Annotated in this window: 13 protein-coding genes; 11 read left to right on the top strand and 2 right to left on the bottom strand. The window is 73.5% G+C overall.

Features of this window, described 5'->3' with window-relative positions; all coding sequences use genetic code 11:
* Positions 1-2: 2 nt before the first annotated feature.
* From AMK31_RS20480 to AMK31_RS20470, 3 genes are read left to right on the top strand one after another with little or no spacing between them, the layout of a single operon-like run.
* Positions 3-1370: an aldehyde dehydrogenase family protein gene (locus AMK31_RS20480; protein WP_385312316.1), complete on the top strand. Its 1368-nt coding sequence runs from the start codon at positions 3-5 to the stop codon at positions 1368-1370.
* Positions 1367-2149 carry a 3-oxoacyl-ACP reductase gene (locus AMK31_RS20475; protein ID WP_073942028.1) on the top strand — a complete coding sequence of 261 codons (783 nt, stop codon included), beginning with the start codon at positions 1367-1369 and terminating at the stop codon, positions 2147-2149. Before AMK31_RS20480 ends, AMK31_RS20475 begins: the two co-directional genes overlap by 4 nt.
* Positions 2150-2178: 29 nt before the next feature.
* Positions 2179-3135 carry a DUF2510 domain-containing protein gene (locus AMK31_RS20470; RefSeq protein ID WP_073942027.1) on the top strand — a complete coding sequence of 319 codons (957 nt, stop codon included), beginning with the start codon at positions 2179-2181 and terminating at the stop codon, positions 3133-3135.
* Positions 3136-3159: 24 nt separating this feature from the next.
* Here the strand turns inward: AMK31_RS20470 and AMK31_RS20465 are convergent, their stop codons facing one another.
* Entirely contained in the window at positions 3160-4362 is a 1203-nt protein-coding gene (locus AMK31_RS20465; protein ID WP_073942026.1) for an amino acid deaminase/aldolase, read from the bottom strand.
* Between the two features lie 241 nt (positions 4363-4603).
* Here AMK31_RS20465 and AMK31_RS42145 point away from each other — a divergent pair, with 241 nt between their 5' ends.
* The 3 genes from AMK31_RS42145 to AMK31_RS20450 all read left to right on the top strand — a co-directional run bounded on the left by AMK31_RS42145 (position 4604) and on the right by AMK31_RS20450 (position 7964).
* A complete protein-coding gene (locus tag AMK31_RS42145; RefSeq protein ID WP_274535970.1) occupies positions 4604-5965 on the top strand; it encodes a hypothetical protein in 1362 nt (453 codons plus the stop codon).
* Complete coding sequence (gene mycP, locus AMK31_RS20455; protein WP_073942025.1) at positions 5962-7134, top strand: type VII secretion-associated serine protease mycosin; 1173 nt, start codon at positions 5962-5964, stop codon at positions 7132-7134. The genes AMK31_RS42145 and mycP overlap by 4 nt, the downstream gene beginning before the upstream one ends.
* A gap of 98 nt (positions 7135-7232) precedes the next feature.
* Positions 7233-7964: an SseB family protein gene (locus tag AMK31_RS20450; RefSeq protein ID WP_073942416.1), complete on the top strand. Its 732-nt coding sequence runs from the start codon at positions 7233-7235 to the stop codon at positions 7962-7964.
* 12 nt (positions 7965-7976) lie between these two features.
* Here AMK31_RS20450 and AMK31_RS20445 read toward each other — a convergent pair whose 3' ends face one another.
* Positions 7977-8324 (bottom strand): DUF1844 domain-containing protein, encoded by a 348-nt coding sequence (locus tag AMK31_RS20445; protein WP_073942415.1) that lies wholly within the window; start codon positions 8322-8324, stop codon positions 7977-7979.
* A 384-nt stretch (positions 8325-8708) separates the two neighbouring features.
* On the opposite strand from AMK31_RS20445, the gene infC reads away from it, so the two are divergent.
* From infC to AMK31_RS20420, 5 genes are all read left to right on the top strand, one after another.
* On the top strand, positions 8709-9359 hold the full coding sequence (gene infC / locus AMK31_RS20440; RefSeq protein WP_241842694.1) for a translation initiation factor IF-3: 651 nt from the start codon (positions 8709-8711) through the stop codon (positions 9357-9359).
* A 112-nt stretch (positions 9360-9471) separates the two neighbouring features.
* A complete protein-coding gene (gene rpmI / locus AMK31_RS20435; RefSeq protein ID WP_004933563.1) occupies positions 9472-9666 on the top strand; it encodes a 50S ribosomal protein L35 in 195 nt (64 codons plus the stop codon).
* 95 nt (positions 9667-9761) lie between these two features.
* Positions 9762-10145, top strand: a complete 384-nt coding sequence (gene rplT / locus AMK31_RS20430) for a 50S ribosomal protein L20 (protein ID WP_006141703.1) — start codon at positions 9762-9764, stop codon at positions 10143-10145.
* A 114-nt stretch (positions 10146-10259) separates the two neighbouring features.
* On the top strand, positions 10260-11108 hold the full coding sequence (locus tag AMK31_RS20425; protein WP_073942023.1) for a TrmH family RNA methyltransferase: 849 nt from the start codon (positions 10260-10262) through the stop codon (positions 11106-11108).
* Between the two features lie 53 nt (positions 11109-11161).
* Positions 11162-12304 carry a sensor histidine kinase gene (locus tag AMK31_RS20420; protein WP_073942022.1) on the top strand — a complete coding sequence of 381 codons (1143 nt, stop codon included), beginning with the start codon at positions 11162-11164 and terminating at the stop codon, positions 12302-12304.
* Positions 12305-12343 lie beyond the last annotated feature (39 nt).

The raw sequence follows: 12343 nt of genomic DNA, 5'->3' as shown, positions 1-12343 counted from the left end.
CCGTGACCCTCGAGGTACTCAACCCCGCGACCGAGGAGGTCGTCGCCACCGTCCCCGCCGCCACGGCCGAGGACGTGGACCGGGCGGTCGTACGGGCGGCGAAGGCGCAGACCGCGTGGGCCGCGCTGCCCCCGGGCGACCGGGCCCGGCTGCTGCGCCGGTTCGCCGTCACCGTCGACGACCACCTCGAAGAACTCGCCCGGCTGGAGGTGCGGGAGGCCGGTCACGTCCTCGGCAACGCCCGCTGGGAGGCGGGCAACGTCCGCGACCTGCTCGACTACGCGGCCGGGGGAGTGGAACGGCTCACCGGCCGCCAGATCCCGGTCCCCGGCGGCCTCGACGTCACGATCCTCGAACCGCTCGGCGTCGTCGGCGTGATCGCGCCCTGGAACTTTCCGATGCCGATCGCCGCCTGGGGCACGGCCCCCGCCCTCGCGGCGGGCAACGCGGTGCTCCTCAAACCCGCCGAGACCACCCCGCTCACCGCGCTGCGGCTCGCCGAACTGGCCCTGGAGGCAGGCCTGCCCGAGCACCTTTTCCAGGTGCTGCCCGGCCACGGCCCCGTCGCGGGCGACGCGCTCGTCCGGCACCCGGGCGTGGCGAAGATCGTGTTCACCGGGTCCACGGCCGTCGGCAAGCAGGTGCTGGTGAAGGGCGCCGCCCACCTCAAACGCGTCACTCTCGAACTCGGCGGCAAGAGCCCCAACATCGTCTTCGCCGACGCCGACCTGGAGGCCGCCGCGGCCGCCGCCCCCATGTCCTTCCTCGACAACTCCGGCCAGGACTGCTGCGCCCGCACCCGCATCCTCGTCCAGCGCACCGCGTACGACCGCTTCCTGGAACTGCTGGCCCCCGCGATCGAGGCGGTGCGCGTCGGCGACCCGGCCGACGAGAGCACGGACATGGGCCCGCTCATCTCCCGCGGCCAGCTGGACCGGGTGCGCTCGTACGTCGACCCGGACGCACCCGGCATCCGCGGCAAGGCCCCCGAAGGCCCCGGCTTCTGGTTCCCGCCCACCGTCCTCACCGGCGTCGGCCCGCGCGCACGCGTGGCCGTGGAGGAGGTCTTCGGCCCGGTCGCCGTCGTCCTCCCCTTCGACGACGAGGCGGAGGCCGTGACCCTGGCCAACGCCACCGACTACGGCCTCTCCGGGTCCATCTGGACCCGCGACGTCGGCCGCGCCCTGCGCGTCTCCCAGGCCGTGCGGGCCGGCAACCTCTCCGTCAACTCCCACTCCAGCGTCCGCTACTGGACCCCGTTCGGCGGCTTCAAGCAGTCCGGCGTCGGCCGCGAACTCGGCCCCGACGCCCTGACCGCCTTCACCGAGACCAAGAACGTCTTCATCAGTACGGAGGGCCCCGCACAGTGACCGAAGAGATCATCTGCCGCCGGCTGGTCGGCCGCACCGCCGTCGTCACCGGAGCCGGCAGCGGCATCGGCCTCGCCACCGTCCGCCGGCTCGCCTCCGAGGGCGCGCACGTCGTCTGCGGCGACGTCGACGAGGCCCGCGGCAAGGCGGCCGCCGAGGAGACCGGCGGCATCTTCGTCAAGGTCGACGTCACCGACCCCGAACAGGTCGAGGCGCTGTTCAGGACGGCGTACGACACCTACGGCAGCGTCGACATCGCCTTCAACAACGCCGGGATCTCCCCGCCCGACGACGACTCCATCCTGGAGACCGGCCTGGAGGCCTGGAAGCGGGTCCAGGAGGTCAACCTCACCTCCGTCTACCTGTGCTGCAAGGCCGCCATCCCCTACATGCGGCGCCAGGGCAAGGGCTCCATCATCAACACGGCGTCGTTCGTGGCGAGGATGGGAGCGGCAACCAGCCAGATCTCGTACACCGCGTCCAAGGGCGGCGTCCTCGCCATGTCGCGGGAGCTGGGCGTGCAGTTCGCCCGCGAGGGCATCCGCGTGAACGCGCTGTGCCCGGGGCCGGTCAACACCCCGCTGCTGCAGGAGCTGTTCGCCAAGGACCCGGAGCGGGCCGCGCGCCGCCTCGTCCACATCCCGCTCGGCCGGTTCGCCGAGGCCGAGGAGATCGCCGCCGCCGTCGCCTTCCTCGCCAGCGACGACTCCTCCTTCGTCAACGCCAGCGACTTCCTGGTGGACGGCGGGATCTCGGGGGCGTACGTCACACCGCTGTAGTTCTGGGCCTACAGTGCCGGGATATGAGCATGACACCGCCGCCCGGCTGGTATCGCGACCCCACGGCTCCGCACGCCGAGCGATGGTGGGACGGCACGGCCTGGACCGAGCACCAGCGGGCCCCGGAACCCGCCGGGCACCCGGTACCGGGCCCGCCGCCGCTCCCCGGGCCGCCGCCCCCCGCCACCGTGGGCGGCGGCTCCGCGCGGTCCAGGGCCATGGCCCTCACCGTCGCCGGGGCCGTGCTGGTCGCGGCGATCGTCACGGGCGCCGTCTTCCTGCAGGACGACGCGACGGGCGACGGCGACGACGGCGGCGGCCCGGTCGCCGGCCCCAGCCCGACACTCGTGCCGGGCACCACCTCGCAGCCGCCCGCGCCGGCACCGTCCCGCACCGCCTCCGAGCCGTCCGGCGACGACCCGGCCGTCGTCGAGGACCAGCTCAACGGCATCACCTTCCCGCTGCCCGCCGGCTGGGTCCGTCCCCGCAACGTCAGCCAGGAGAACGTCGTGATGACCACCGACGGCACCTACGACTGCCCCAGCGGCATCGGCGTCTGCCGGCACGGCATGGTCTTCTCCCGCACGGTCACCGAGAACGACGAGACCTCGCCCAAGGCCCTGGCCGAGGGCGACATAGCCGACGCCGCCGACGAGGCCTACGACCGCGACGCCCTCGACCGGCGCCCCTACGGCGGCATCGAGTCCCACCAACTGGTCGACTCCGGGCCGGTCGCGGTGGCCGGCCGCGCCGGGTACTTCGTGCGCTGGCGGGTCAGGACCGCGGACGGGCCCGGCGGCTACGTCCAGTCCCTCGCCTTCCAGTCCAGCGTCGGCACCGAGTCGCCGGTCATCGTCCGCTACGTCTTCGACGCGGGCGAGGACGGCCCGCCGCTCGCCGAGATGGACGTCATCACCAAGGGCATCCGCGTACTCGGCGACACCGGCGGGAGCGGAGGCGTCGGCAGCAGCGTCGGCCCCTCCTAGCCGGCCTCTCCCAGCCGGTCACTCCTAGAGGAACGTACGCCCCTCGCCCCGGTACGTCGGCACGGTGGCCGTCACCCGGTCGCCCTCGACCAGGTGCAGCGAGTCGAACCGCTCGCACAGCTCACCGGCCTTCGCGTGCCGGAACCACACCTTGTCGCCGATCAGCAGATCGTCGGCCGGGGAACCGAGCAGCGGCGTCTGCACCTCGCCGGGCCCCTCCTGCGGGTCGTAGCGCAGCCCCTCCGGCAGACACGGCACCGGCAGCCGGTCCCACCCGGCCGCGCCCGACGCCGGATAGCCCCCGCCGAGCACCGTCACCACGCCCACCCCCGGCCGCCGCACCACCGGCTGCGCGAACAGCGCCGCCGGACGCCCGCTGAACGACGTGTAGTTGTCGAACAGCCGCGGCACGTACAGCCCCGACCCGGCCGCGATCTCGGTCACCGCGTCCTCCGCCGCCGTGTACTGCACGCTGCCCGTGCCGCCGCCGTTGACGAACTCCAGACCCGGCACGACCGCCCGCACCGCGCGCACCACCGCCGCCCGCCGCTCGGCCAGCTCCCGGCGGGCCGCCGCCTGCATCAGCCGCACCGCACGCGAGCGCACCGGCCGCCCCGCCACCGCGTCCCCGACCCCGGCGACATGACCCTCGTACGCCATGATCCCCACGACCTCGAACCCCGGCCGCCGGTCCACCGCCCGCGCCAGCTCGGCGACCTGGGCGGGGGAGTGCAGCGGGGAGCGCCGCGCGCCGACCCGGACCCGGCCCCCGAACAGCCGCAGCGAGGTGTCCAACTCCAGGCAGACCCGCACCACTTCACGCCCGCCGTCCCGCGCCCGGTCGATCAGCGTCAGCTGCGCCGGATCGTCGACCATCACGGTCACCGCGGCGGCCAGCTTCGGGTCGCTCGTCAGCTCGGCGAAACCGGCGCGGTCGGCGGACGGATAGGCCAGCAGCACGTCCTCGAAACCGGAACGGGCCAGCCACAGCGACTCGGCGAGCGTGAAGGACATGACGCCCGCGAAACCGTCCTTCGCCAGCACGCGTTCCAGCAGGGCCCGGCAGCGCACGGACTTGCTGGCCACCCGGATCGGCTTGCCCCCGGCCCGGCGGACCAGGTCGTCCGCGTTGGCGTCGAAGGCGTCCAGGTCCACGATCGCCACAGGAGCGTCGAGATGGGCGGTGGCCCGGTCGTAACGGGCCCGGTCGGCGGCACGCGCAGTCATGAGCGCAGCCTGCCAGACAGGATTACCGCAGGGTAGGGGGATGTTCCGGGCAGATGCCCCGCGGTCGTGGACTGGTTCCCGCATCGGCGCGGGCAACCCGTAGAGTGACGCGCACGCATGTCGGAACGGCCCCGCGGGGATGCCCCCGCCGGATGGCGGTCCATCCGTGCGGGTATGCGTGCGATGTGAGGACGAGCCGCGTACGTGGAGACGGGCCCGGGCACGAGGAAACGGGGGGTGCATGAGCACGGAAGCGCGGCACGCTCCCATCCCACCGCGCCCCGACTCCCCACCGGACGAGCGACCGGCCGCGAACCCCACGGCCCCCGCCGACGGCGGCACCAGGCCCCCACAGACCCCGCGTTCGCAGGCGGATGCCTCCCTCACCCCGCCCCCGCCGGCCGCCTCGGCCCGCTTCCCGGACCTGCCGCCCCCGGCGGCCCGCGGCCCCGTACCGCCCCGCTCCGCCGACGCCCCCGCCGAGACGGCCACGGAACGCACGACCCGCCTGCGCCCCGTCCCGCCGGAGACACCGGACCCCGCAGCCCCCGCACCGGCCGAATCGGTACACCACCCGGCACCGCAGGCGCCCCGCCCGCGCGCCGGGACTCCGGAACCCCGCCCCCGGACAGGCGTACCCGCCGCCCGGTCGCAGGCCGGGTCCGTGCCGCGCCATCCCGGCCGCCCCCCGGCGCACCCACCGCAGAGCCCGACCTCGTCCGGGACCGGCTCGATGACGTCGGCGACCCCGGCGCCGAACCCCCCGCACTCCTGGAGCGCCCCGCCCGCACCCCGAACCGCGATGCCCCACGCCTTCGGCGACGACCGTCCGCTTCCGCCGCCCGGCGGCCGGGTGCGGCGGCAGACCGTCGCGGCCGCCGCCTGCGTCGTGCTCGGGCTCGGCCTCATCGGCGGTGCCGTCACGGGCAGCTGGCTGGCCGGCGACTCCACGGACGCGGGGGAGCGCGGCGCGTTCGCCACGGCCGCCGGACTCTGGCACAACGTGCCCGTCGACCAGCTGTTCCCGCGCACCGTCACGGGCACCGGCGCCGGCCCCGGCGAGGCCGACCGCACCTGGACCAGGATCGCCGTCGCCCCCGACGCCGACTGCGCCGACGCCTTCGACCCGCTGCTGCGCAAGGCTTTCGCCCCCGTCGGCTGCCAGCGCCTGCTGCGCGCCACCTACACCGACGCCACCCAGAGCCACGTCACCACCGTCGGGCTGCTCTTCACCAAGGCCGACGCGGCCGCCATGCGCGCCCTTCAGGCACGGTTCGAGGACGAGGGCCTGCGCCGCCGTACCGACCTGATGCCCCGCCCGTACGCCGCGAAGGGCACCGTCGCCGCCGGCTTCGGCGACGCCCAGCGCGCCTCGTGGACCGTCTCCGTCCTCACCGACGCGCCCGTCGTCGTCTACGCCGTCTCCGGCTGGGCCGACGGCCGCGCCGTGGACGAGCCGCAGCCCGCCGCCGACGCGATGCGCTCCGGCGCCACCACCGCCCCCGCCCAGGCAGGCCTCGGCCACGAGGCGAAGGGCCTCGCCGACCGAGTCGAGCGGGGCCTGCGCAAGTCCGTCGTCGCCGCCACGGAGCAGCCCTCATGACCCGCCGCCGTACGACCCACCGGGCCGCCGTGCTCAGCGCTCTCCTGGCCGCCTCCCTCGCCCTCGTCCCGCCCACCGCCGCGCACGCCGACGGCATCCGCGCCAAGCAGTGGGCCCTGGACGCCCTGCACACCCGGCAGGCCTGGCAGACCACCAAGGGCGCCGGCATCACCGTCGCCGTCCTCGACACCGGCGTCGACGCCACCCACCCCGACCTCGCCGGGAACGTCCTGACCGGCAGGGACATGGTCGGCTTCGGCGCCGACCGGGGCGACCGCGCCTGGGCCCGGCACGGCACGGCCATGGCCGGGATCATCGCCGGCCACGGACACGGCTACGGCGGCACCGACGGCGTCATGGGCATCGCGCCCGCCGCGAAGATCCTCCCCGTCCGGGTGATCCTGGAGGACGGCGACCCCGCCCGGAGCAAGGCCCGCAAGACCCGCGGCAACGCCCTCGCCTCCGGCATCCGCTGGGCCGCCGACCAGGGCGCCGACGTCATCAACCTCTCCCTCGGCGACGATTCTGCCTCCGCCCACCCGGAGCCCGCCGAGGACGAGGCCGTCCAGTACGCCCTGAAGAAGGGCGCCGTCGTCGTCGCCTCGGCCGGCAACGGCGGCGAGAAGGGCGACCACATCTCCTACCCGGCCGCCTACCCGGGTGTGATCGCCGCGACCGCCGTCGACAAGTACGGCACCCGCGCCTCCTTCTCCACCCGCCGCTGGTACTCCACGGTCAGCGCCCCCGGCGTCGACGTCGTCATCGCCGACCCCGACCGCAAGTACTACGAGGGCTGGGGCACCAGCGCCGCCGCCGCGTTCGTCTCAGGCGCCGTCGCCCTGGTCAAGGCGGCCCACCCCGGCCTGACCCCGGCGCAGATCAAGCGCCTTCTGGAAGACACCGCCCGCAATGCCCCGGCCGACGGCCGCGACGACTCCCGCGGCTTCGGCTTCATCGACCCGGCCGCCGCCATCGAGGAGGCCGGCCGCCTCAAGCCGGGGAACCTGCGCTCGGCCGCCTACGGCGAGGAGTACTTCGGCCCCGGCCCCGACGCCGCCGAACCCGGGGACGACGGCACCGGCTGGGCGGGCGCCCTCGCCGGCAGCGTCGGCGGGGTGCTGCTCGTCGCGGCGGTGGTCCTGTGGCGGGGCCGCAGGACGATCCTCTAGCCGGAGGACGATCCTCCAGCCGCGGGACGATCCTTCAAGGGGCCGGGGGGCAAGCCCGCCCGCGTTCCGCCCCCATCCCCCCGATAGGGTCGGTGACCGTGGCGAACAAGAACATTCCCGACCCCGGCTTCTCCGACGACGACGGCTCCGCCGACCCCCGGCTGAGCGCGGCGCTCGCGGCCTGGGCCGAGGACCGCACCGCCCTGGCGCCGGTGCTCCAGGCACTGAAGGGCGCCCGGCTGCTGGTCCCCGTCGTCGCCGTGCTCGGCGAGGTCGAGGAGGACGAGAACGGGCTGCGCCGCGAGAAGACCAGCGACATGGCCGTCCCCACCCTCAAGGCGGGCGGCCGCACCGCCCTCCCGGCGTTCACCTCCACCGACTCGCTGGCCCGCTGGGACCCGCAGGCCCGCCCGGTGGCCGTACCGCTGCACCAGGCGCTCCAGGCCGCCGCCCACGAGAAGGCCGACACGGTCGTGCTGGACCTGGCCGGACCCGTGCCGTTCGAGCTGACCGGGCCCGCGCTGCTGGCGCTCGCGGAGGGCCGTACGACGACCGACCCGCTCGCCGATCCGGCCGTCCTGGAGGCGGTGCGAGCCGCCGTCGCCGCCGAGCCCGCCGTGGTCCGCGCCCACCTCGGCCCCGGCCAGGCCGACGGCACGCTCGCGCTCGTCCTGGACCCGGCCGCCGAGCCCGCCGCGGCCGCCCGGGTGATCGCCCGGCGCCTCGCCGCCGACGAGACACTGCGGGCCCGCCTGGTACGCGGCCTCGACCTGGCACTGCTGCCGGCCGGGACCACGCCGCCGGGCGAGCCCCTGTACGTGCGCGGGTGATGTGCTGAGGACCTAGCCGTAGACCGGGCCGGTGTACTTCTCGCCCGGCCCCTGGCCCGGCTCGTCCGGGACCACGGACGCCTCGCGGAACGCCAGCTGCAGCGACTTCAGGCCGTCCCGCAGCGGCGCCGCGTGGAAGGAGCTGATCTCGGTCGCGCTGCCGTCCAGCAGGCCGGCCAGGGCGTGGATCAGCTTGCGGGCCTCGTCGAGGTCCTTGTACTTGTCGCCCTCCTCGGTCAGACCGAGCTTCACGGCGGCGGCGCTCATCAGGTTGACGGCGACCGTCACGATCACCTCGACCGCGGGGACCTCCGCGATGTCGCGGGTCATGGCGTTGAAGTCGGGCGTCTCTTCACTCATGGCGTTCACCATAGGTCCAGGAACGGAGCAGGCCCTAGTTGGCCTCGGTTAGCCGTTCCTGGACGGAGCTGCTAACCTTGTGTAACGACCGGTCGGACACGTGCGCCTCACGGCTGTCGAGTCCGGCCTACAAGTGGAGGCTTTCGAACTCCCACCCGACCGCCCTCAGGGCGGCGGGTCACCGGTCAGACGGTCCCGTCCCCGAGGCGGCGATCCGTCCGAATGCGCGCCCCGCGGTGATCGCGGCGGTGCTCCGGTAGTTCGAGGAGCCCCGCCTGTGATCGTCCGGGGCATTTTTTGTGCTTCGGCGCGGTTAGGTCTAACGAACACAGACGTTACGCGGCTGTCCGCCAGACCGTCGCGTGGTGCTACCGAGGAGGATCCATCAGCGCCGAGCCCCGCATCAACGACCGGATTCGCGTTCCCGAGGTGCGACTTGTCGGTCCCAGTGGCGAGCAGGTCGGCATCGTGCCGCTTGCCAAGGCCCTGGAGCTTGCGCAGGAGTACGACCTGGACCTGGTCGAGGTCGCGGCGAACGCCCGTCCGCCCGTGTGCAAGCTCATGGACTACGGGAAGTTCAAGTACGAGTCGGCCATGAAGGCCCGTGAGGCGCGCAAGAACCAGGCGCACACGGTCATCAAGGAGATGAAGCTCCGGCCGAAGATCGACCCGCACGACTATGACACCAAGAAGGGTCACGTCGTCCGGTTCCTCAAGCAGGGCGACAAGGTCAAGATCACGATCATGTTCCGTGGTCGCGAGCAGTCCCGGCCCGAGCTGGGCTACCGGCTGCTGCAGCGTCTCGCGGAGGACGTCCAGGACCTCGGTTTCGTGGAGTCGAACCCGAAGCAGGACGGCCGAAACATGATCATGGTTCTCGGTCCGCACAAGAAGAAGACCGAGGCGATGGCCGAGGCTCGCCAGGCGCAGGAAGCCCGCAAGGCGGAGGCCAAGGCCAACCCCGGTCGTTCGCAGAACCCTGCCGACGCCGAGGCCGCCCCCGAGGCTGCCGCCGAGGAACCCGCCGAGGCGTGATCCCGGGGACTTCCGAGTCCCAGGCAGTAACCGAAACAAGAGCGACGCTCCACCTGTGCCCGGTTTTCGCGACCGGGCACCGGAGCGCCACCGACGAGGAGAGAACGGCGCTATGCCGAAGAACAAGTCGCACAGCGGTGCCAGCAAGCGCTTCAAGGTCACCGGCTCCGGCAAGGTGCTCCGTGAGCGCGCCGGCAAGCGCCACCTGCTCGAGCACAAGTCGTCCCGCGTGACGCGTCGCCTCACCGGCAACGCCGAGATGGCCCCGGGCGACGCCGCGAAGATCAAGAAGCTTCTCGGCAAGTGAGGTCGGGCGCCCAGCGCCTGATCCACCGACACCGGGACCCAATCGTTTCCGGGCCGTGTGACGACAACCACGGCCCCGCTACAAGGAGTTAACAAGTGGCACGCGTCAAGCGGGCAGTCAACGCCCACAAGAAGCGCCGGGCGATCCTCGAGCAGGCCTCCGGCTACCGCGGTCAGCGTTCGCGCCTCTACCGCAAGGCCAAGGAGCAGGTCACCCACTCGCTGGTCTACAACTACAACGACCGCAAGAAGCGCAAGGGTGACTTCCGCCAGCTGTGGATCCAGCGCATCAACGCCGCTGCCCGCGCGAACGGCATCACGTACAACCGCTTCATCCAGGGTCTGAAGGCCGCGAACGTCGAGGTCGACCGCAAGATCCTGGCCGAGCTGGCCGTCAACGACGCGAACGCGTTCGCCGCGCTCGTCGAGGTCGCGCAGAAGGCGCTGCCGTCGGACGTGAACGCGCCCAAGGCCGCGTAACACAGCGACGCGCTGGCTCCGAGCCGACGTGACTGAAGGACCCGCAGGCTCTCACGGCCTGCGGGTCCGCTGTGTTCCGAGACTTTCCGGACAGGACAACCGAAGGTGAACCCCATGCCTCCCGCCGCCCCCGAGCTGATCTCCCCCCGCTCTCCCCGCGTCTCCGCCGCCCGGCGGCTCGCCAAGCGGAACTTCCGGGGCAAGGAGCGGCTGTTTCTCGCGGAGGGGCCGCAGGCCGTGCGGGAGGCGGCGGCGTACCGGGACACCCTCGTCGAGCTGTTCGCCACCGTCGAGGCCGCGGAGCGGTACGCCGACATCGTCGGCGAGGCGCGGGACGCCGGGGCCCGGCTGCACCTCGCCTCGGAACAGGTGATCGCCGACATCTCCACCACCGTGACCCCGCAGGGACTCGTCGGCGTCTGCCGGTTCGTCGACACGCCCTTCGAGGACATCCTGAAGGCACGGCCCCGGCTCGTCGCCGTCCTCGCGCACGTCCGCGACCCCGGCAACGCCGGCACGGTGCTGCGCTGCGCGGACGCCGCGGGCGCCGAGGCCGTCGTCCTCACCGACGCCTCCGTCGACCTGTACAACCCGAAGGCCGTACGCGCCTCCGTCGGCTCCCTGTTCCATCTGCCGGTCGCCGTCGGCGTCCCCGTCGAGCGGGCCGTCGCCGGGCTGAAGGAGGCCGGGGTGCGGATCCTCGCCGCCGACGGGGCCGGCACCGACGACCTCGACGACGAGCTGGACAAGGGCAGCATGGGCGGCCCCACCGCCTGGGTGTTCGGCAACGAGGCCTGGGGCCTGCCGGAGGAGACCCGGGCCCTCGCGGACGCCGTGGTCCGCGTCCCCATCCACGGGAAGGCGGAGAGCCTGAACCTCGCCACCGCCGCCGCCGTATGTCTCTACGCGTCGGCCCGCGCGCAGCGCGCCTCCGGAGGGTGCCGATCCGTCACCGAGAGCTAGTAGGGTGACGGGCTCGGGGGCCCACTCAACCATCCGAGAGGTGGGATACGGGGATGAGCGTCGGCACGAGCAGCGCACGGGGAGCACAGGACGTGCGGCGCCCGCCCGCGCCACGGCCCGGTGACCCGGCGGCCGGCCTCGGCATCGATCCCGACGACCTGCCCGACGGCCTCGTCGTCGCCGACGAGCACGGCCGGGTGGTCTGCTGCAACGCCGCCGCCGAGCGCATCGCCGCCGTCCGCGCCGCCGACGTCCTCGGGCAGCCGCTGGAGTCGGCCCTGCCGTTGGAGGACCTGGAGGGCCGGCGCTGGTGGCAGCTGACCGACCCCTACGGCGGGCTCGCCATCCGGGTCCGCCAGCCCGAGCGCAACCTGCTGCTTCCCGGCGGCCGGGAGGTGCTGGTCTCCGCCCGGTACGTGCGCGCCGAGCCCACCGGCCCCGTCCGCCGGGTCGTCGTCTGCCTGCGCGACACCGAGGCCCGGCGCCGCACCGAGCGCAGCCACGCCGAGCTGATCGCCACCGTCGCCCACGAGCTGCGCTCCCCGCTCACCTCGGTCAAGGGCTTCACCGCGACCCTGCTGGCCAAGTGGGAGAGGTTCACCGACGACCAGAAGCGGCTGATGCTGGAGACCGTCGACGCGGACGCCGACCGCGTCACCCGGCTGATCGCCGAGCTGCTGGACATCTCCCGGATCGACTCCGGGCGCCTGGAGGTGCGCCGCCAGCCCGTCGACATCGGCGCCGCCGTCGGCCGGCACATCCAGGCGTACGTTGCCGCCGGGCAGGCCGCCGACCGGTTCCTGCTGCGCATCGAGCAGCCGCTGCCCGACCTGTGGGCCGACCCCGACAAGATCGACCAGGTGCTGAGCAACCTGCTGGAAAATGCGGTGCGGCACGGCGAGGGAACCGTCACCATCGACATCACGGCCACGGCGTCCCCCCGCGAAGGGGAGGACACCGGCACGTCGGTCACGGTGAGCGACGAGGGGCCCGGCATCCCGGAGGAGTCCATGAACCGCGTCTTCACCCGCTTCTGGCGGGGCAGCAAGCGCGGTGGCACCGGCCTCGGGCTCTACATCGTCAAGGGGATCGTCGAGGCCCACGGCGGCACCATCACGGTCGGCCGCGCCCAGCAGGGCGGCGCCGAGTTCCGATTTACGTTGCCCGTGGGAGCACCGGCGTATCTCGCCCAGTGACCCACGGGCGCATTCGTACACCCTCACCCCGTTAGACTC

Origin of the sequence: Streptomyces sp. TSRI0107, from assembly GCF_001905845.1 — a bacterium.
Taxonomy (GTDB): Bacteria; Actinomycetota; Actinomycetes; order Streptomycetales; family Streptomycetaceae; genus Streptomyces.
The sequence above is the reverse complement of the archived record's forward strand: the minus strand, read 5'-3'. Positions and strand labels throughout refer to the sequence as shown.

Bases quoted from the DNA above. Each gene is read 5' to 3' on its own strand.
- rpmI (WP_004933563.1), top strand. From the start codon at position 9,472: ATGCCGAAGAACAAGTCGCACAGCGGTGCCAGCAAGCGCTTCAAGGTC.
- AMK31_RS20425 (WP_073942023.1), top strand. From the start codon at position 10,260: ATGCCTCCCGCCGCCCCCGAGCTGATCTCCCCCCGCTCTCCCCGCGTC.
- AMK31_RS20445 (WP_073942415.1), bottom strand. From the start codon at position 8,324: ATGAGTGAAGAGACGCCCGACTTCAACGCCATGACCCGCGACATCGCG.
- AMK31_RS20420 (WP_073942022.1), top strand. From the start codon at position 11,162: ATGAGCGTCGGCACGAGCAGCGCACGGGGAGCACAGGACGTGCGGCGC.
- mycP (WP_073942025.1), top strand. From the start codon at position 5,962: ATGACCCGCCGCCGTACGACCCACCGGGCCGCCGTGCTCAGCGCTCTC.
- AMK31_RS20465 (WP_073942026.1), bottom strand. From the start codon at position 4,362: ATGACTGCGCGTGCCGCCGACCGGGCCCGTTACGACCGGGCCACCGCC.
- AMK31_RS42145 (WP_274535970.1), top strand. From the start codon at position 4,604: ATGAGCACGGAAGCGCGGCACGCTCCCATCCCACCGCGCCCCGACTCC.
- AMK31_RS20470 (WP_073942027.1), top strand. From the start codon at position 2,179: ATGACACCGCCGCCCGGCTGGTATCGCGACCCCACGGCTCCGCACGCC.